Annotated in this window: 16 protein-coding genes; 5 read left to right on the plus strand and 11 right to left on the minus strand. The window is 60.9% G+C overall.

The features are described from left to right. Positions 1-10 precede the first annotated feature (10 nt). From ilvD to ACS0VV_RS06750, 5 genes are all read right to left on the minus strand, one after another. Positions 11-1,729 carry a dihydroxy-acid dehydratase gene (gene ilvD / locus ACS0VV_RS06730; protein WP_483531954.1) on the minus strand — a complete coding sequence of 573 codons (1,719 nt, stop codon included), beginning with the start codon at positions 1,727-1,729 and terminating at the stop codon, positions 11-13. 46 nt (positions 1,730-1,775) lie between these two features. Continuing rightward, a complete protein-coding gene (locus tag ACS0VV_RS06735; RefSeq protein WP_483531955.1) occupies positions 1,776-2,507 on the minus strand; it encodes an N-formylglutamate amidohydrolase in 732 nt (243 codons plus the stop codon). 88 nt (positions 2,508-2,595) lie between these two features. After that, complete coding sequence (locus ACS0VV_RS06740; RefSeq protein WP_483531956.1) at positions 2,596-3,408, minus strand: 4-(cytidine 5'-diphospho)-2-C-methyl-D-erythritol kinase; 813 nt, start codon at positions 3,406-3,408, stop codon at positions 2,596-2,598. Positions 3,409-3,411: 3 nt separating this feature from the next. Further along, a complete protein-coding gene (locus tag ACS0VV_RS06745) occupies positions 3,412-3,696 on the minus strand; it encodes a hypothetical protein (RefSeq protein WP_483531957.1) in 285 nt (94 codons plus the stop codon). Between the two features lie 23 nt (positions 3,697-3,719). Continuing rightward, positions 3,720-5,366 carry an electron transfer flavoprotein-ubiquinone oxidoreductase gene (locus ACS0VV_RS06750; RefSeq protein WP_483531958.1) on the minus strand — a complete coding sequence of 549 codons (1,647 nt, stop codon included), beginning with the start codon at positions 5,364-5,366 and terminating at the stop codon, positions 3,720-3,722. A gap of 40 nt (positions 5,367-5,406) precedes the next feature. Here ACS0VV_RS06750 and ACS0VV_RS06755 point away from each other — a divergent pair, with 40 nt between their 5' ends. From ACS0VV_RS06755 to ACS0VV_RS06770, 4 genes are all read left to right on the plus strand, one after another. Next, positions 5,407-6,189: a uracil-DNA glycosylase family protein gene (locus ACS0VV_RS06755; protein WP_483531959.1), complete on the plus strand. Its 783-nt coding sequence runs from the start codon at positions 5,407-5,409 to the stop codon at positions 6,187-6,189. An 8-nt stretch (positions 6,190-6,197) separates the two neighbouring features. Beyond that, complete coding sequence (locus ACS0VV_RS06760) at positions 6,198-7,964, plus strand: lytic transglycosylase domain-containing protein (RefSeq protein ID WP_483531960.1); 1,767 nt, start codon at positions 6,198-6,200, stop codon at positions 7,962-7,964. Then, positions 7,964-8,491 carry a molybdenum cofactor biosynthesis protein B gene (gene moaB / locus ACS0VV_RS06765; RefSeq protein ID WP_483531961.1) on the plus strand — a complete coding sequence of 176 codons (528 nt, stop codon included), beginning with the start codon at positions 7,964-7,966 and terminating at the stop codon, positions 8,489-8,491. Before ACS0VV_RS06760 ends, moaB begins: the two co-directional genes overlap by 1 nt. A 219-nt stretch (positions 8,492-8,710) precedes the next feature. Then, the gene (locus ACS0VV_RS06770; RefSeq protein WP_483531962.1) at positions 8,711-9,871 is read left to right on the plus strand and encodes an OmpA family protein; all 1,161 of its coding nucleotides are present in this window, start codon (positions 8,711-8,713) and stop codon (positions 9,869-9,871) included. 111 nt (positions 9,872-9,982) lie between these two features. Here ACS0VV_RS06770 and dnaE read toward each other — a convergent pair whose 3' ends face one another. The 5 genes from dnaE to ACS0VV_RS06795 form a co-directional block, all read right to left on the minus strand. After that, positions 9,983-13,450 (minus strand): DNA polymerase III subunit alpha, encoded by a 3,468-nt coding sequence (dnaE, locus tag ACS0VV_RS06775; protein ID WP_483531963.1) that lies wholly within the window; start codon positions 13,448-13,450, stop codon positions 9,983-9,985. 63 nt (positions 13,451-13,513) lie between these two features. Then, on the minus strand, positions 13,514-13,861 hold the full coding sequence (locus tag ACS0VV_RS06780) for a hypothetical protein (RefSeq protein ID WP_483531964.1): 348 nt from the start codon (positions 13,859-13,861) through the stop codon (positions 13,514-13,516). Between the two features lie 80 nt (positions 13,862-13,941). After that, entirely contained in the window at positions 13,942-14,511 is a 570-nt protein-coding gene (locus tag ACS0VV_RS06785) for a hypothetical protein (protein ID WP_483531965.1), read from the minus strand. A 10-nt stretch (positions 14,512-14,521) separates the two neighbouring features. Beyond that, positions 14,522-15,196 (minus strand): ABC transporter ATP-binding protein, encoded by a 675-nt coding sequence (locus ACS0VV_RS06790; protein ID WP_483531966.1) that lies wholly within the window; start codon positions 15,194-15,196, stop codon positions 14,522-14,524. Next, positions 15,189-16,430 (minus strand): lipoprotein-releasing ABC transporter permease subunit, encoded by a 1,242-nt coding sequence (locus tag ACS0VV_RS06795; RefSeq protein WP_483531967.1) that lies wholly within the window; start codon positions 16,428-16,430, stop codon positions 15,189-15,191. Before ACS0VV_RS06795 ends, ACS0VV_RS06790 begins: the two co-directional genes overlap by 8 nt. A gap of 202 nt (positions 16,431-16,632) precedes the next feature. Here ACS0VV_RS06795 and ACS0VV_RS06800 point away from each other — a divergent pair, with 202 nt between their 5' ends. Next, on the plus strand, positions 16,633-17,853 hold the full coding sequence (locus tag ACS0VV_RS06800) for a sensor domain-containing diguanylate cyclase (RefSeq protein WP_483531968.1): 1,221 nt from the start codon (positions 16,633-16,635) through the stop codon (positions 17,851-17,853). A gap of 10 nt (positions 17,854-17,863) precedes the next feature. Here ACS0VV_RS06800 and ACS0VV_RS06805 read toward each other — a convergent pair whose 3' ends face one another. After that, positions 17,864-19,624 carry a DUF885 domain-containing protein gene (locus tag ACS0VV_RS06805; RefSeq protein ID WP_483531969.1) on the minus strand — a complete coding sequence of 587 codons (1,761 nt, stop codon included), beginning with the start codon at positions 19,622-19,624 and terminating at the stop codon, positions 17,864-17,866. Positions 19,625-19,667 lie beyond the last annotated feature (43 nt).

Genomic DNA, 19,667 nt, shown 5'->3' on the forward strand with positions numbered 1-19,667 from the left:
GATTCTGGGATCAAATATCGGCATAAATGTGCTTTTCCTTCGCCGCGCCCGGATGGGTGATCGCGCCGTTCACCGCCGGACCGACATTCTGGGCGTAGCGCCACAATGCACCCGACTGGTAATCATTCTCGCGCGGTTGCCAGCGCGCGCGGCGCTCTGCCAGCGTGACCTCGTCAACCACCAGATCGATCGTTCCCGCTTCGGCGTCGATGGCGATTGTGTCGCCATCTTCCACCAGCGCAATCGGCCCGCCCTCGGCGGCTTCCGGCCCGACATGGCCGATGCAGAACCCGCGCGTCGCGCCTGAGAAACGGCCGTCAGTAATCAACGCAACCTTCTCTCCCATGCCCTGCCCGTAAAGCGCAGCCGTGGTGGAAAGCATTTCGCGCATTCCCGGCCCGCCCTTCGGCCCTTCATAGCGGATTACAATGACGCTGCCCTCGGCAATGTCGCGCTGCTCGACCGCGGCGAAGGCATCCTCCTCGCAATCGAACACCCGGGCGATGCCGGTGAATTGCAGGCGCTTCATCCCTGCTACTTTCACAATAGCACCTTCGGGAGCCAGCGAGCCCTTGAGGCCGACCACCCCGCCTGTGGGTGTGATGGGATTGGAAACTTCGTAGATCACCTTCTGGTCGGGGTTCCAGGTGACTTCCTCGATATTCTCGCCGAGCGTCTTGCCGGTGACGGTTAGCGGCTCGGGATCGAGGAACCCGCCATCGAGCAGCGTCTTCATCAGCATATAGACGCCGCCAGCCTCGTGCATATCCTTCGCCACATAGCGGCCGCCGGGTTTGAGATCGGCGATGTAAGGCGTTGATTTGAAGATCTCCGCCACGTCGAACAGGTCGAATTCGATGCCGCACTCGCTCGCCATGGCGGGCAGGTGCAGCGCGGCATTGGTGGAGCCCCCCGTAGCCGCGACCACGCGGGCGGCATTTTCGAAAGCGGCGCGGGTGCAAATGTCACGCGGACGCAGATTTCGCTCCAGCAGCGCCATAACCTGACGTCCGGCAGCGATCGCGATTTCCTCGCGCGATTTGTAAGGAGCGGGTGCCATATTGCTGTTCGGAAGCGACAATCCGATGGCCTCGCCCACGCAGGCCATGGTGTTCGCGGTAAACTGCCCGCCGCACGCGCCGTGGCCGGGACACGCGACCTTTTCGAGCGCGATCAGCTCCTGCAACGGACAATTGCCCGCCGCGTGCTGGCCCACCGCCTCGAACACATCGACAACGGTCACGTCCTTGTCGTGGAAAGTGCCGGGCAGGATCGATCCGCCATAGACGAAAATGCTCGGCACGTTGAGACGCAGCATCGCCATCATCATGCCGGGCAAGCTCTTGTCGCATCCGGCAAAGCCGACCAGCGCATCGTAGCAGTGGCCGCGGACCGACAATTCCATGCTGTCGGCAATCACCTCGCGGCTGACGAGCGAGCTTTTCATCCCCTGATGGCCCATCGCGATACCATCGGTGACGGTAATGGTGTTGAACCGGCGCGGCGTTCCGCCAGCCTGCTCCACCCCTTGGCGGCAGATATTGGCCTGCGCATCCAGCGCGGTATTGCATGGGGCGCTGTCGTTTCCGGCAGAGGCAATCGCGACAAAGGGCTGCGCGATCTGCTCCTCCGTCATGCCCATTGCGTAATAATAGGAACGATGCGGCGCGCGTTCCGGCCCCATTGATACGTGGCGGCTCGGCAATTTGGATTTATCGAACGTAGTCAAGGCAAACCCCTTTCGCGGGCGTGCTTGGCGCGCGAGGGGCGGTAAATCAAGTGGCGGTTTCCAGCGCCAGCTTCACCCGACCTGCAACATCGGCGATAATCGCCGCCCAACGCGCCTGCCCGCGCTCCTCGGCGATCAGATCGTTGCGGATTTCGATGGCGCAATAGGGCCGCCCGAACGCCTCTGCGTGGCGGTTCATGGTCGCATTGAGTAGCTTGCCCGAATAGGGTTCATTGTCGCCCACGGTTACACCCAATTCGCAGAACAAGCGGATGGCATGGCGCGCGGCGCGGTCATCCTGATTGTAGAGCAAGCCGATCTCCCATGGCCTTTGTGCACCCGGCTGCGTTTCGAGTTCGGGCGTGAAGGAATGGATCGAGAGGATCAGCGCAGGCTGCACAGTGTCGAGCCATTGCGCCATGGCGTCATGATAGGGCCGGTGGAAATCGGCGAGCCGCCTGTTGCGGTCGGCGCCGATATTGCCGGGGATCAGGATGCCGTCGCTGGTTGTGGGGATCAGCCCGTCCGAATCCTCCTCGCGGTGGAGATCGATTACGAGGCGGCTGACCTCGCCGAGCATCGCGGCAATGCCGTGTCGCCGCGCCAGTCGCTCGCATACGCCGCCTGCGCCGATATCCCAGGCGACGTGCTTTTGCATCGTGGCGGCGGATACCCCCAGCTCGATACCATCGGGAACCGCATTGGAGGCATGATCGCACACCGCGACAATGCCGCCGCGCGTGGCTTCGCCGATCATGCGGAAAACGGGTTCGCTCATCGCTGCCTCCCTTTCGCATCGAGCGAAGTCGAGATGCCAATGGCATGGTGTCTCGACTTCGCTCGACACGAACGGTTGTTGGAAGCTTTCATCGCAATTTGCCTTTCATTTGCCACCATTTAGGGCGCTTTTCTGACAAGCGCAAAGCCGCCGCGTCCCGATCCTCGATCGCGTTGAACAGCGCGAAACAGGTCGCGCCGGAGCCCGACATACGCGAAAGGATCGCATCGGTCGCGCCCAATTGCTCGAGCACATCGGCAATCGGTTCGCACAATTGGATGGCGGGGCGTTCGAGCCCGTTGGTGCCGTTGAGAGCGATATCCCGCGCTGAACCTTCGGGCAGCGGGCCATCGTCCTCGCCTTGCCACGCTTTGAAAACGGCAGCGGTGGAAAGCGGTGTGCGCGGATTGACCAGCAGAACGGGCAATCCCGCGACATCATTCACGACCTCGCGCCGCTCGTCCCCTACGCCGCCGCCAATATGTGTATCGCTGTCGACACAGGCGGGCACATCGGCTCCGAGTTTCGCCGCACGGGCGCGCCAGTCTTCGGGCAGGGCGTAGGCATCGCGGATCATGCGAAAGACCGCGCCCGCGTCTGCCGAGCCTCCGCCGAGGCCAGCAGCCACCGGCAGGTTCTTTTCGAGCGTTATGGCGAGGCCATCGGCGCGCGGTAGCGCGCTCAGCGCCTTTGCGACGATATTGTCGAAGGGATTGTCGAGCGCGGGGGAAAATTCGCCAATGATGGTGACGCTATCCCGCTCCGCCGGGCGCGCCGTTAGCTCGTCACCCGCATCGACGAACGCAAACAGCGTCTCCAACTCATGATACCCGTCCTCCCGACGCCGCCGGACGTGCAGCGCGAGGTTGATCTTGGCGTAGGCGGTTTCGGTCAGGTGCATGGACTAAAGCCAGCGGAGAACCGAAGCGTCTACGGTTGCTGCCCCCATGTGCCTGACGAAGGCGTCTTGCAGCGCAGCATGCAGCTTGGCAAGTCGCCCGGAAATCTCACTGGGATCGGCACCGTCAGCCAAAAACAACCAGTCTGCAAATTGCTTGGCAGAAACCGGTCCGTTTTCCGGGATGAAGTCCGTCACGTGACTTGGCTTGCCATGCACTAAGCCGCCACAATAGCCATACGTGACGCAAACCTCGCGCATCAATTCGTCAAAAGGTCGCGTTTCATTCACAGGTCTATTAACTGCTTCACCAATCACATATTCGGATAATTCGGCCCGCCGCCGCCTTCGGGCGTCGTCCAGTTGATGTTCTGGTTCGGGTCTTTGATATCGCAGGTCTTGCAGTGGACGCAGTTTTGCGAGTTGATCTGAAATTTGGGCTCCTGCCCTTCCTCTTCCAGCCACTCATACACACCTGCCGGGCAATAGCGCGTTGACGGGCCTGCGAAGACCTCGAACTCGCTTGCCTTCTGCAATTCGAGATCGGCGACCTTCAAATGGTTCGGCTGATCCTCGGCATGGTTGGTGAAGCTGTAGGAGACGCTGGTGAGGCGATCGAAGCTGATCACGCCATCGGGCTTGGGATAGTCGATCGGCTGATACAGATCGGCGCGGCCCAGCTCCTCATAATCGCGGTGGTGCTTCATCGCCGGGATGATGCCCAGTTTCACCTGCCGCAGCCACATATCGACGCCCGCCAGCACGGTGCCCAGATCATTGCCGAACTTGGCGACCATGGGCTGCGCATTCTGCACCAGCTTCAATTCCTTGGCGATCCAACTTTCGCGGACGTTGGCATCGTAGTCAGCGACTTCATCATGCTCGCGTTCGGCACCGATAGCGGCTGCCACGCTCTCTGCCGCCAGCATTCCGCTTTTCATCGCGGTGTGGCTGCCCTTGATGCGCGGGACGTTCACGAAGCCCGCCGCGCAACCGATCAGCGCGCCGCCGGGGAAGGCGAGCTTGGGCACGGACTGCCATCCGCCTTCATTGATCGCGCGCGCGCCATAGGCAACGCGGGTGCCACCTTCGAGATATTCGCGGATCGCCGGATGCTGTTTCCACCGCTGGAATTCCTGGAACGGCGAGACATAGGGGTTCTTGTAATCGAGCGCGGTCACGAAGCCCAAGGCCACCTGACCATTCGCCTGATGATAGAGGAAACCACCGCCCCACGTGTCGCTTTCGCTCAAGGGCCAGCCCTGCGTGTGGATCACGCGGCCCGGAACGTGCTTTTCGGGGTCGATGTCCCACAATTCCTTGATGCCGAGGCCGTAAACCTGCGGCTGGCAATTGGCTTCGAGATCGAAGCGCGACTTCATCTGCTTTGTGAGGTTTCCGCGCGCACCCTCTGCAAACAATGTATATTTCGCGTGGATTTCCATGCCGGGCTGGAAATCGGGCTTGTGCGAGCCGTCTGCAGCAACGCCCATATCCTGCGTGATCACGCCGGTCACTGCACCGGCATCGTTGAACATCACTTCGGCAGCAGGGAAGCCGGGGAAGACCATCACGCCCAGCGCTTCGGCCTGTTCGCCCAGCCAACGCGTCAGATTGCCGAGCGAGCCGGTGTAGCAGCCTTTGTTCGACATGAAGGGCGGCATGGCGAGGTGCGGGATGCTGGTCTTCCCGCCATTGCTCAGCACCCAGTGCCAGTTATCGGTAACGGGCGTTTCCGCCATCGGGCAATCCATGCTGCGCCAGTCGGGCAGCAACTCGTCCAGAGCCTTGGGATCGACCACCGCGCCCGAAAGGATATGCGCCCCGATCTCGGAGCCCTTTTCCAGCACCACGACTTCCAGCTCTTCATTCAGCTGCTTGAGACGGATCGCCGCTGCCAGACCCGCAGGCCCGCCGCCGACAATCACCACGTCTACGGGCATTGATTCCCGTTCAACCATCATTTCATCCCGTTTTACCGATGTTCTGTTGGAGCGGGACTTGATCGACGCACCTGTTAAGGTCAAGACCGGCCTTGGTCTCGCAATGGAAAAACACGCAGAAATCTCGCCGGAAAACGGCCTTGCGGATCAGTACGCCGCCGCGCTCGACTGGTGGCGCGATGCGGGCGTGGACTGCGATTTCGAGGACAGCCCGCAAAGCTGGCTGTCCGACGGTGAAGCAGAAGCGCCCAAGCAAGCCGCACAAGTGGTCGCAAAGCAGGCAGAGCAAGAACCGTTCAAGCCTGCCATTTCTCCTGCTGATTTGCCCGATACGCTGGCGGCGTTCCGCGAATGGTGGATGTCTCCCGACAGCCCCCTCCCCAAAACACCCGCCCCGCGCATCGCGCCACGCGGGGAAGCAGGCGCGACGCTTATGCTGGTCGTGCCCATGCCCGAACACGACGACCGTGAGGCGCTCCTTTCCGGCGCGCAGGGTCGTCTCGTGGTGAATATCGCGCGGGCCCTGTCGCTCGATTCGCAGCAGATCTACACCGCCTCCGCCCTGCCCGCACATATCACCCTGCCCGACTGGGACGAATTGCAGCGCCACGGACTCGGCCATGCTGTCGCCCGCCATATCGCGCTCACCAAGCCACAGCGGGTTATCCTGTTCGGCAGCAAATTGCCGCTTTTGCTCGGCCACGATCCGGCGACCCCTGCGGATCATTTCACTTCGATTGAGGGCATTCCGGCCCTCGCCACTTTCGCACCCGACCGCTTGCTCGACCATCCGCGCCAGCGCGCACGGTTATGGCAGCGGCTGCTTGCCTGGACTTCCTGATGACATCCATGTTCCGATCCCTGCTTGTCCCTTGCGCCTGTCTCGCTGCGGCGATCTTGCCCGCGAACGCAGCAGCGCAAGAGCAGAATACCCGCACATACTTCACCGCACGCATCGCAGCGTCCGAGGTGCCGCAACAGCTATCCGCTGGTGACAGAGAGCATTACCGCGCGGTTTTCCAGGCTATCGATCGCAATGACTGGGCGACGGTGGAAAGCCTGCTTAACCAGCGCCCCGACGGGCTGCTGACCGATGTCGCGCGGGCGCAATATTATCTCGATGCCGATTCGCCGCGGATTGAGCTGCCCGCTTTGCAGGAGTGGCTGGCGACGGGGCGCGAATTGCCGCAGGCGGAGCAGATCGGACGCCTGAGCGTAACCCGCGGCGCCGCAAGCGCGCCTAATCTTCCCTATGTCCGTGACCTTGTCGGTCAGAGCACCATGCCGCGACGCAACCGTCCGCGCAGCGTGGACGACGGCACCATGCCGGGTAATATACGCTCTGCCATTCTGGAACGCATCACCAATGACGATCCGGATGGCGCGCGCGTCCTGCTCGATGGTGTCGATGCCGCTCTGAGCTCGGAAGCGCGGGCAGAATGGCGGGCGCGCGTGGCGTGGAGCTACTTTATCGAGAACCGCGATGCCGAAGCGCTGGCGATGGCGCAAACGGTCAGCGTGGGAAGCGGTCCCTGGGTTGCCGAAGGTGACTTCACCGCAGGACTGGCGGCATGGCGACTCAACGATTGTCGCCAGTCTGGCGATGCATTCCGCCGGTCAGCCGCAGGCGCGAGCAGTCCCAATTTGCGCACTGCAGCTCTCTATTGGGGAAGCCGAGCGGCTATGCGCTGTCGCCAGCCTGATTTGGCCAACCAGCTGCTGAGCGATGCCGCGCTTGATGATCGCACCATGTACGGAATGCTCGCGGCAGAACAGCTTGGTCGCCGGTTGCCGGACAGGGTCGAAACCGCCGACTTTACGCCGCAAGACTGGCAAAGGCTCGGCGGTATAGAGAACGTCCAGGTCGCCATCGGTCTTGCCGAAATCGGGCAGGATGTCCTGGGCAGTCAGGTCCTGCTGCATCAGGCGCGCATCGGCGATCCGGCGGATTACGAGCCGCTGTCGCGTCTCGCCCGCGCGCTCGGTTTTCCGCAGACGCAGCTTTACATGGCGTTCAACGCACCGATTGGCGGGCAGGCCGATGAGGCTTCCCATTTTCCCGCCCCCAAGATCGCGCCTTACAACGGATGGCGCATCGATCCCGCGCTGGCCTTTGCGCATATTCTGCAAGAGAGCAATTTCCGCGCCGATGCGCGCAGCCCTGCCGACGCAATGGGCCTGATGCAGATCACACCGATCACCGTGCGCCAGCACGCGCCGACGCTTGGCCTGAGTGCGGGCAGCGTCAACATCTACGACCCCGGCACCAATCTCGCCTTCGGGCAGCGCAATCTGGAAATGCTGCGCGACGATCCGGCCACCCGCCAGCGCCTGCCCGTCATCATGGCCGCCTATAATGCCGGGATGACGCCAATCCGCCGCTGGGAAAGCGAGATCAACGACTTCGACGATCCGCTGCTGTATATGGAGGCGATCCCCTATTGGGAGACGCGCAGCTACGTCGCCATCGTGATGCGCAATTACTGGATGTACGAACGGCAGGCCAATGCGCCCTCGCCTACACGTATGGCGCTCGCGCAAAATGGCTGGCCGCTGTTCCCCGATGGCAATGGCCTGGAAAGTGGCCGGGTGTATATGTCCGCAGGCGGCCAGTAATGGCAATAGACCCGCGACTGCCTTTCATCCGCATCAATATCGCGGTTCTGACGATTTCGGACACGCGCACTCCGGAAACCGACAGTTCGGGCGAAATTCTGGCAGAGAGAATTGTCGCCAAGGGGCACAATCTGGCGGCGCGGACTATCTGCTGCGACGATGCGGCAGCAATTGCCGCGCAGTTGCGTGCGTGGTGCGAGGACCCCGCTATCGATGTTATCCTGACAACTGGTGGGACGGGTCTTACCGGACGCGATGTGACTCCGGAAGCGCTGGAACTCGTCAAAACCAAGGACATTCCGGGCTTTGGAGAACTGTTCCGCTCGATAAGTCAAAAGAGCATAGGCACTTCCGCAATCCAGTCGCGGGCGTGTGCCGTGCTGGCAGGTTCGACCTATATCTTCACTTTGCCCGGCTCGAACGGAGCCGTACGCGACGGGTGGGACGGCATTCTCCATGAACAGCTCGATAGCCGGCACCGGCCGTGCAATTTCGTCGATCTTATTCCACGTCTTGCGGAGAAATGACGGCGCATTGTGTACCAGACACACGGATTTCTGCGAATTCTGTTCCGAAATGCGGCAAAGTGATGCGAAATTGCGACTACTCTGCAACGGCTTTTCAAAACACGGTGCACAGCGCGAAATTTTACGATAAGGCACTATCGGCATAGTCGCAAAATATGGCTAGGAAGCCAATGATGCTGCGGATTGATTCGCAGTGGTTTGATTATAGGGGATATCCGGATGAGGAAAATCACGACCGCCCTGATGAGCGCAACCGCGCTTGTCTCACTGCCGGCAATGGCTCAGGACGGTGGGTTCTACATCGGCCTGGGCGCTGGTGTGCTCAGCGCCGAAGACACCACGCTGGAGCAGGAAGATGTCGTTGCAATGGACATCGACAATGATTTCGGCTGGGAAGGCGAAGGCGTTATCGGTTACGACGCCGGTATGCTCCGCTTTGAAGTCGAAGGTTCCTACAAGAACTGGGAACTGGACAGCATGACGAGCCTGCTGCGCGTTCCGGCAAGCTTTGCTACCGATGGTTCAGTGCAGCTTTCGGATCCTGCCCAAACCGAGTTTGACCCGATCGGCGGCAACACCGAAGTGTGGAGCGGTATGCTCAACATTCTTCTCGATCTCGGCGGCGAAGACAACGGCTTTGGCGTTGCAGTCGGTGGCGGTGTCGGCGTTGCCAACGTCCGCATCCTTGACTTCCAGGCATTCTCGACCGGCGATGACATCATCACCGAAGACAATGACGTCCGCTTTGCCTGGCAGGCGATTGCCCAGATTTACGCACCGATTACCGATCGCATCGATGCGTCGCTGAAGTATCGTTACTTCAACGTCGAAGGTCTGGACTTCACCGATACGCTCGGCCGCGATTTCAACTCGCAGATCGGCACGCACTCGGTGCTGGGGACGTTTATCTACAACTTTGGTGGTGACGAGACTCCTCCTCCCCCGCCTCCGCCTCCGCCCCCGCCGCCTCCCCCGCCGCCTCCGCCGCCTCCGCCCCCGCCGCCTCCCCCGCCGCCGCCAGTGGTTGCGTGTGAGACCGGCCCGTACATCGTGTTCTTCGATTGGGATCAGTCGACGATCACTCCGGAAGCGGCCAACGTGCTCAACAGCGCGGTCAGCGCCTACAGCAACTGCGGCACGGCCCGCGTCATGCTCGCCGGTCACGCTGACCGCTCGGGTTCGGCGCAGTACAACGTTGGTCTCTCGCAGCGTCGTAACGCCGCTGTGCAGCAGTACCTTACCGGTCGCGGTATCCCGGCTGCTCGCATCATGAGCGAAGCCTTCGGTGAAACGCAGAACCGCGTTCCCACCGCAGACGGTGTGCGCGAACTGCAGAACCGCCGCGTGGAAGTGACCTACGGCCCGGGTTCGGGTATGTAATCACTGCCAGCCAATGGCATTAGGAAAGGGCCGTAGGAGCAATCCTCCGGCCCTTTTTCTATGGTTGAAGGGTTGCCGACGGGCGGCATTGGGCGGCATTGGATGGCGAGTTTACGCTACCAGGCGCAAGTGTGCCGCGCCGCGAACAGGCTCAAGCCGGACGTCGGTCAGTCCTTCCACCCTGTCGAGCTGGTCAAGCAGGTTGCTCCCCAGCTTGAAGTCACGCCCTAACAGGACCCGCGGATCGTGCTCTTCCCCAAGACACAACCGCACACGTACCTCACCGTGCCCCGCACGACCGGGTTCGAGCAGCTCCCGCAGGCGAACAAGCGCATCAACCGTTTCAACCGAGGCGAGCAATTGCATCTTCTGCGCACTGGTCACTTCGGCAAGCGGGCGTGCACCGCGCACGGTAACGCGCGGTGGATCGTCGGGATTGGGCGAATCGAGTTCCACATTCAGCAGGACGCAGGTGCCATCCGCCGCCCATTGCACGAAGCTGTCGACCAGCGATTCCTCAAAGCAGGCGGCACTGAACTGGCCGGAGGAGTCGCTGAAGTCTGCGCGAATGAACGCCGCCCCGCGTTTGGTGCGACCCTTGTTCACGCTTTCCACCATCGCCGCCATTACCGCAGGTTGCCGCCCGCCGCCGCAGCCGCTTTCCATCAAGGCGGCATAGCTGCGTGCGCCATTGGCGGAGGCGATCTCCTTGAACTCAGCGACCGGATGTTCGGCAAAATAGAAGCCAAAATTGAGCCGCTCCTGCTCCATCTGCTCGCCGCGCGACCATGGCGCCACTTCGAACAGCTTGAGCGTCGGCTCGGCATGGTCGTCGCCGCCAAACAGGCCTGCCTGTCCGCTCGCCTTCTCGCGATTGGCCGCGTCAGCCACGGCCAGCAGCATATCGGCATTGGCGAGGATCTTGGCGCGGTTGGACTCTAGCGCGTCGAATCCGCCCGCACCTGCAAGGCTCTCCAGCTGCTTCCGGTTCATCGCCCCGTGCGGCAACCGGCGGAATACCTCTTCCAGGCTTTCGAACGGGCCATTCCCGATGCGCTCGGCCACGACCTGCTCCATTGCCTTCTCGCCGACATTGCGGATGCCCGCGAGAGCGTAGCGCACCGCCCAGCCTTCCTCGGTCTGTTCGACACAGAATTCGGCTTCCGAGGCGTTGATGCAGGGGGGCAATAGCGAAATACCGTTGCGCCGCGCATCATCGACAAACACCGCCAGCTTTTCCGACTGGTGCATATCAAAGCACATAGATGCGGCGTAGAACTCTTCGGGATAATGCGTCTTTAGCCAAGCCGTCTGGTAACTCAGCAGCGCATAGGCCGCCGCGTGGGATTTGTTGAAGCCGTAACCGGCAAATTTGTCGATCAAGTCGAATAAGGCGTTGGCCTCGTCCTTCTCGATCCCGCTCACTTCCTTGCAGCCCTCTGCAAAGCGTGATCGCTGCTTGTCCATTTCCGCCTGGTTCTTTTTACCCATCGCGCGGCGCAACAGGTCGGCGTCTCCAAGCGAGTATCCGGCGAGGATCTGCGCGGCCTGCATTACCTGTTCCTGGTACACGAAGATGCCATATGTCTCTTCGAGAATGCCCTTCAGCTTCTCGTGCGGATACTCGATCTCGACCTCGCCCGCCTTGCGCTTCCCGAACAGCGGAATGTTGTCCATCGGGCCGGGACGATAGAGCGAGACGAGCGCGATAATGTCTTCGAACTTCGTCGGTTTCACCGCGGTCAGCGTGCGTCGCATCCCTTCGGATTCGAGCTGGAACACGCCGACCGTGTCGCCGCGTTTGAGCAGTTCGAAAACGCCCGGATCGTCCCATGCCAGCGTGTCGAGATCGACCGTAATCCCGCGCCGCTCCAGCAAATCGCACGCCTTGCGCAGCACGCTCAGGGTCTTGAGGCCGAGGAAGTCGAATTTTACCAGCCCCGTATCCTCGACATTTTTCATGTCGAACTGCGTCACCGGCATATCCGAACGCGGATCGCGGAACAGCGGGACGAGCTGGCTGAGTGGCCGGTCGCCGATCACCACACCGGCAGCGTGGGTGGAGGAATTGCGCGGGAACCCCTCCAACTGCATCGCCAGATCGATGAGGCGCTTCACCTCATTGTCATTGTCATATTCGCGTTTGAAATCGGCGGCGCCGTTGAGCGTGCGTGGAAGCGTCCACGGATCGGTTGGATGGTTGGGCACCATTTTGGTGAGCCGGTCCACCTGTCCATAGGGCATTTGCAGGATGCGGCCCGTGTCCCGCAGTACCGCGCGCGCCTTCATCTTGCCGAAGGTGATGATCTGCGCGACCTTGTCTTTGCCGTATTTCTCCTGAACGTAATGAATGACTTCGCCGCGCCGCGTTTCGCAGAAGTCGATATCGAAGTCGGGCATGGACACACGTTCGGGATTGAGGAACCGCTCGAACAGCAGGCCCAAGCGGATTGGATCGAGATCGGTAATCGTCAGCGCCCACGCGACCAGCGAGCCCGCGCCCGAACCACGCCCCGGCCCCACCGGAATGCCCTGCGCCTTCGCCCATTTGATGAAGTCGGCAACGATCAGGAAGTAGCCGGGGAACCCCATATTGCGGATGATGCCGACTTCGTAGTCGAGCCGCTCGTCATAGACCGCGCGTTCCTCTGCGCTCAGCTCCGGATAGAGAGAAAGGCGCGCATCAAGCCCCTTGCGCGCGTCTTCCTCCAGCATTCGCGCTTCGCCTTCCAAATCGCCTGCCAAGCTGGGCAGGATCGGCTTGCGGCGCGGCGGTGCGAAGCCGCACCGTTTGGCGATGACCAGAGTGTTCGCGGTCGCCTCTGGCAAATCCGCGAATAGCTCCTGCATCACGCTGGCGTGCTTGATATAGGCTTCGGGGTTGGAGGTCGGCCGGTCAGCACTGTCGATCTGCGAGGAATTGGCGATGCACAACATGGCATCATGCGCGCTATGCTGGTGCGGCTCGGCAAAATTGGCCGGGTTGGTGGCGACGAGTGGGAGGTTCAGCGCATAAGCGAGGTCGATCAGACCTTCTTCCGCCGCTTCCTCCACCGGGTCACCGCGCCGCGCAAGTTCGACATAAAGCCGATCTGGAAAAAGGCTCGCCAATCGCTGCGCCATTTCATTCGCACGGCGCTCCTTCCCGTCGGCGAGCAGCCGCGCGAGCGCACCTTCGCTTGACCCCGTCAACGCAATCAGGCCATCCGTGTGACCTTCCAAATCGGCCATCGTGACGTGCGGTTCAAGCTCCAGCGGGCGATCAAGATGCGCGCGACTGACGAGGTGGCACAGATTGTTCCAGCCATCTTCATCCTGCGCATAAAGAGGGAGGTAGTCGACCGCCCCACCCTCGCCCCGTTGTAACCCGAGTAGCGTGCCGATAATCGGTTGCACCCCTTCCTCCACCGCCGCGCTGGCGAACATGGAGGATGCGTAGAGGCCGTTGCGGTCACAAATGGCGATGGCGGGAAAGCCACGCTCCTTGGCCAGCTTGGCAATCGCTTTGGGATCGATTGCGCCTTCCAGCATCGAGTAGCTGGAAGTGAGGCGCAGCGGAACGAAGGGTGCAAAAGCCATGCCCGCAATATGCTGCCCGCCCGTGGATTCGCCAAGTGTGGCGGTGGACAAGCGCGGGCAAAACTACGCCTCGGTGCTAGCCTGCTCTGCCTTGGCCGCAGCAATCTTCGCGCGTGTCTGGCGCACTTGCGAAATCGCGCCCCAGATCACCAGCACGGCAAGGAATATCCACACCCAGACCGGGATGTTGTTTCCGACAATCGCCAGATAGATATAGGCGGAGACGAAGAAGAACCCTGCTGACATGGTCGGGAGCACAGTCGACTTGCCCGCCCGCGCATTCTTAACCAGCCATCCGATCGAGGCGAGGAAGAACGGGATCGCGCCGACATAGATCGCGCCGAAGATCCACGGATTGACGCCGTATTCGCTGCCCAGTGACAGGAACCATTCGGATAGTGCTTCAAACATGGTCGCTTCCTCCTTTGCGGGGAAGTTTCGCGCCGCATCGCCGATTGGTTACGTCAAAAAACCTGCCGATTAGGCGAAGCCTATTGTGGCGGAAACGGAGTGTAAACGAGGTCGAAGGAGACAGACCACGTAGAACCCTGGTCGCTGCTCGCCTCGCCCAATTGCCGCACCGTGCCGTCCTCGCGATAGGTGTAGGTCATGCGGACAAGCTGCGGTTGCCCGTCTTCATTGCTACCCCAGAAACCGGTCAGCACCATTGTATCGCCTAGATCGCCGACCGGGCCGCCCTGGAAGTGCACCCGTCCGGGCACACCGCCAACCCATAACTGGTGCCAGATGCCGGTATCGGGTTCGAGCGTCGTCATGCTCACCCCCATCGGTCCGTCCATGGGAGTGTAAGTTTCACGTATCACGCAGCCTTCAGCGACGCTTTCGATATTGTTCATGGCAAAGGGCAGGTCTTCGCCATTGTTTGCCACCGTCCAGCGGCCGATCCAGAAATCGAAAGCGCGAAACTCGATGCCGTCGCATGAAGCCTTGGCAGGAAGCGAACCTTCTTCGTCCCCGTCAAACCCTTCGCCCTCCTGCGCCATCGCAGCGGGGGCAGCGAGCGACGCCGTGGCGGCGAGAATGGCTTTCAGCGTGGACATGAGCGTTCCTCTATTCAATCCGTCCTTCATGCAACCGCACAACGCGGTCCATCCGCGCGGCAAGGCCTTCGTTGTGCGTGGCGACCAGCGCTGCGCTGCCCTGTCCGCGCACAAGTTCGAGGAACTCGCCCAGCACGCGGTCGGATGTTTTCTCGTCGAGATTGCCGGTGGGCTCGTCCGCCAGCACCAATTGCGGCTTGTTCGCGAGCGCGCGGGCCACAGCGACGCGCTGCTGCTCCCCGCCCGAAAGCTTGGCCGGACGGTGATCGAGCCGGTGGCCAAGGCCCAGTGCACCGAGCAATTGGCCCGCCCGTTCGGCCGCATCGGCGCGCGGCGCACCGACCAGCAATTGCGGCATCATGACGTTTTCGAGTGCAGTAAAGTCGGGCAGCAGGTGATGAAACTGGTAGACGAAGCCCAGATGGTCGCGGCGCAGAACCGTTCGAGCAGCCCCGTCGAGCGCGCTGGCATCGTGTCCTGCAATCTCGATCTTGCCGGAGAAACCGCCCTCCAGCAGTCCCACCGCCTGCAGCAGCGTCGACTTGCCCGAGCCCGACGGGCCGAGCAGCGCCACGATCTCGCCCGGAGCGATCTCCAGATCGACACCGCACAGCACTTCGATCGTTACGTCACCCTGCGTAAAGCTGCGCGCAAGGCCGGTGAGTTTGACAACCGGACTACTCATAACGCAGCACCTCCACCGGATCGGTATTCGCCGCACGATAGGCGGGGTAGAGCGTCGCGAGGAAGCTCAGCCCCATCGCCATGCCGACGATCATCAGCACTTCCATCGGGTCCGTGCGTGAGGGCAATTCTGTGAGGAAGCGGACCGAAGGATCCCACACACTCACACCGAAAACATTGCTGAGAAATTTGGCAATTCCGTTGCGGAAAAACAGCACCGTGAAACCCAGCGCCAGTCCGGTGAACGTGCCGATCACACCCACTACAGAGCCGGTAGTGACAAAAATCTTCATCAGGCTGCGCCGTGTTGCACCCATCGTGCGGATAATCGCAATATCGCGCGTTTTGCTCCGCACCAGCATCACCAGTGACGAGAGGATGTTGAAGGCGGCGACCAGCACGATGATCGACAGCGCGAAGAACATCGCTACCCGTTCCACCTGCAAGGCTTCGAACAGCGAAGCGTTCATCTGCTGCCAGTTGGTGACGATAGCTTGCGAAGCGAGTCGCTCCTTCACCGGTGCGAGGATCTCATCGACGCGGTTCGGGTCTTCGGTCTGCACTTCGATCATGCTGATCGCATCGCCCGTGAGCAGCAATTCCTGCGCCTGCGGGATGGGCATGACGACAAACCGTTCGTCAAAATCATACAGGCCGACTTCGAACACCGCAGTGACGGTATAACCGATCTGCCGCGGCACGGTGCCGAACGGCGTGGTACGGCCTTGCGGGTTGAACACGGTCAACGTGTCGCCAAGCCGGAGGCCGAGATTGCGCTGGAGTTGCGATCCGATGGCAATATTGCGGTCGCTGTTTGCGAGCGTGGCAAGATCACCCGCAACCAGATTTTCTTCCATCCGCGCGATATCTTCATCGGTCTGCCCGCGCACGAACACCACTTCGGTGCGGCCATTATACGATGCGGCAAGCGGTTGTTCGATCATCGGCGAGGCATCGACCACGCCCTCCGTCGCGCGGATTTCTTCGAGAACGCTCTCCCAGTTTTCGAGCCGACCACCATAGGCCTGTACCACGGCATGGCCGTTGAGCGCGGTGATGCGGTCGATCAGCTCTGCGCGAAATCCGTTCATCACGCTCATCACAATCAGCAACATGGCGACCGAGAGCGCGACCACGGTGATGGAAATGCCCGCCACCAGCGCGATAATCGCCTCGCTGCGGCCAGGCAGCATATAGCGTCTGGCGATAGACCATTCGAATGGGGATAGGATCACGGTGTTCAGACTGCCCTTATGTGACGTAAGCGCGCTTTAGAAACCGCGACCTTGCCCTGCAATGAAAATGGCGGCGCTGTGCCCGAATTTTGGCGTGTGCAGAATATGCAAGGTTAGGAGCCTCGCCACCCGAAACTTCAGCCTCGCGGCACTGATGCAGCCTTCAGCGTCGAATTAACCTTTAAACATTATCCTGAACACCATGTCTACCACGCTGCAACGTGCACAAAGGGCCGCGACAGGGCACTTGAAAGGCAGGCCATCTTCTTGGCTTGGGGGCATTGCCGTTGCGGCAACACTGATCTTGGCAACGTTGTTGGTCATAGCGAGTATCCTCGCTTACCAATCCCGCAACGAGGAGGTCTTGGCCGAAGAGTGGGAGCGCCATACTCTTGATGTTCTTTCCGAAACTGCAGAGTTAAGGCTGGCAAATCTCGCGATTGTGCGTGGCGAACGTGGTTACATACTCACCAAAGATCGCACGTTTCTTGAGCCGTACGAGGAGGGTAAGGCAAACGCGTTGGAAGCGATTGCCACGCTCGAGACCATGGTGAGTGACGACGCTGCTCAATCGGAACGTATCCGAAACCTTCGCGACGTCGTCGTCGAAAACCTTGAAGCAACGGCGAATGCTATCGCGATGACCGAGAGCGGAGCCACACCCGAAGAGGTTGAGCGGCGACGCGAAGACTTTGGTCGCGCGATGATCGAAGAGATCATGGAAGACATTGATGCTGTCGAAACACAGCAACGAGCCTTACTTTCCGAACGCACTGTGCAAGCCGATGCGGCATCATACCGCGAATCCGTTTTCGTGCGATTATTGGGGATCGTTGGCGTGTTGCTACTTTTTCTCGGTGGCGGCGTCGCTTTGGCACTGCGCCGCTCGCTTCTACGGGAGCAGGTAGCAATCGAGGAAATGCGCAGATATGCGCAAACCGACGAATTGACAGGGTTGGCCAACCGCCGCGAAATTTTCCAATCGCTGGACCGGATGATCGGCGCTGCAAAGCGAAACGGGCGTCCGCTTTCGGTCGCGATTTTCGATATCGATCACTTCAAGAAAGTAAATGATACTTTCGGACATCCCGCCGGAGACGAAGTTATAAGGACCGTCGGCAAAACTGCCTTGCAAGTCATGCGAGATCAGGATCTGGTCGGGCGCCTCGGTGGAGAGGAATTCATCATGGCTTTCCCGGATTGCGACGTCCAACAGGCTGCCACCGCTTGCGACCGACTGTTGCAGGCAATTGCCGCGACGCCGATCACCATTGAGGACGGAAAGACACTGAATATCACGCTGAGCGCTGGCGTGACTCAATTGGACCCCGACGATGACCGCACCGCATTGATCGCGAGTGCCGATGACGCCCTATATGCGGCCAAGCAGAATGGACGTGATCAGGTTCGCCTCGCCGCCTGAGACGCCACAGTTAGTTATCGATTTGGGAGGCAATCCAGCGATCCACGTGGGCCTCGAGCACATCGAGCGGAACCGAACCGTTTTCGAGTATTGTGTCATGGAAGGCGCGCAGGTCGAAATTCTCGCCCAGCATCTCCTCCGCCCGCGCCCGCAATTCGCGGATTTTGAGCTCGCCGAGCTTGTATGCCAGCGCTTGCCCCGGCCAGGTGATGTAGCGATTGACCTCGGCATTGATATTGCCTTCGGAAAGCGCGGTATTCTCCAACATGAAATCCACCGCATCCTGCCGCGTCCAGCCCAGCGCGTGAATGCCGGTATCGACGACCAAGCGGCTCGCGCGCCACATCTCGTAGCTTAGGCGGCCCATTTCCTCGGCGGGCGTATCATACAGGCCCATCTCGATGCCGAGACGCTCGGAATACAGCCCCCAGCCTTCTACAAACACGGTGAAAAACGTGCCATTGGCGCGCAGTGGGTGGATGTCGAGTTCTTGCTGTAGAGCGATCTGGTGGTGGTGCCCCGGCACCGCCTCGTGCACGCCGAGCGCGGGAAGCTCCCACAGTGGACGCTGGTCGAGCTCGGTCAGGTTGAGGCGGTAAATCCCCGGCTGTCCGGTGGCGATCGAACCCGGCTCGTAATAGGCGGTCGTATTACCCGGCGCGTTTGCGGCAGGGATCGGCTGTACCGTGTAGGGAAGTCGCGGCAGGCGGCCGAACAGGCGCGGCATCCATCCGTCGATCTCCTTCGCCAGCGCCTGCGTATATTGCAGATAGCTTTCCTCGTCGGTGGGGTAATATTGCGGATCGGTGCGTAAATGCTCGATATAGGCCTCGCGACTGGCGAACCCCGCCGATGCCGCGACCGCCTCCATTTCTGCCCGGATACGCGCGACTTCGGACAGGCCCAGATCGTGGACTTCCTGCGGGGTCATCTCGGTGGTGGTGAAGCTGCGCACGCGGTAGGCGTAATATTCCTGACCGCCGGGAGTGCCGCCAATGCCGGGGCTTGCGTCGGTACGGCAATTGGGGGCGTATTCGGTGGTGTAGAAATCCGCGAAACTTTGCAGACCTGCGAAGGCACCATCTGAGATTGCTTCGCGTCCGCGCACAACCAGATCGCTCCACACGTCTTCTGTGATGGTAGACGGACGCTCGGCAAAGGCGCTCCACCAGATCGAGTCTTCGGGTGTCTCGGCAAGCAGACCGGTGATCGAATTCTCGTAGCCCTCCATCGGTTCGCACGGCTGCGTCAGGCCAAGCTCGATGGCCCGCTCGCTGCGCTCGATAACGTTCGACACATAGCCGGGAAAGGCTTCCAACCGCCCGATATAGCTCTCGTAATCGGCAGCAGTGAACAGAGGCGAGCCATAGGGCAGACCCGCGATCGCACCCTGCGGCCCGCCGCGATTGGTGAAAGCGATATAGCGCGTGTGCGGATGCGTTGCCGCTTCCAACTCGTCGTCAAAACTGCGCAGCATCAGCGCATGGTCGATTTGCAGATTTTGCGGCAGGCTGGCCGGATCAATGGCGAGCAAGCGCGCACGATAGGCTTCGGTTTCCGCCAGCAACCGCTCTTCATTCGCCAGCGAGTTATCGCCCAGCAGCCCGTCCCCGCGCCGGTCACCCAGACTGGTGGCGAGGCCCGGCGAATTGTCGAGCGTCCATTGCCACACTTCTTCACGCAGTTCGGTGAAATCCTGCTCGGCACTCTGCGCAAGGGCAGGCTGCGCAATGACGGAAAGCGCCGTTGCGGCGAGAAGTGTGCGGATCATGTGGTATCTCCCTTATCTTTGCACGAGAGACTAGGCGCGGCGT

This window comes from Aurantiacibacter sp. KMU-128 (assembly GCF_056933515.1).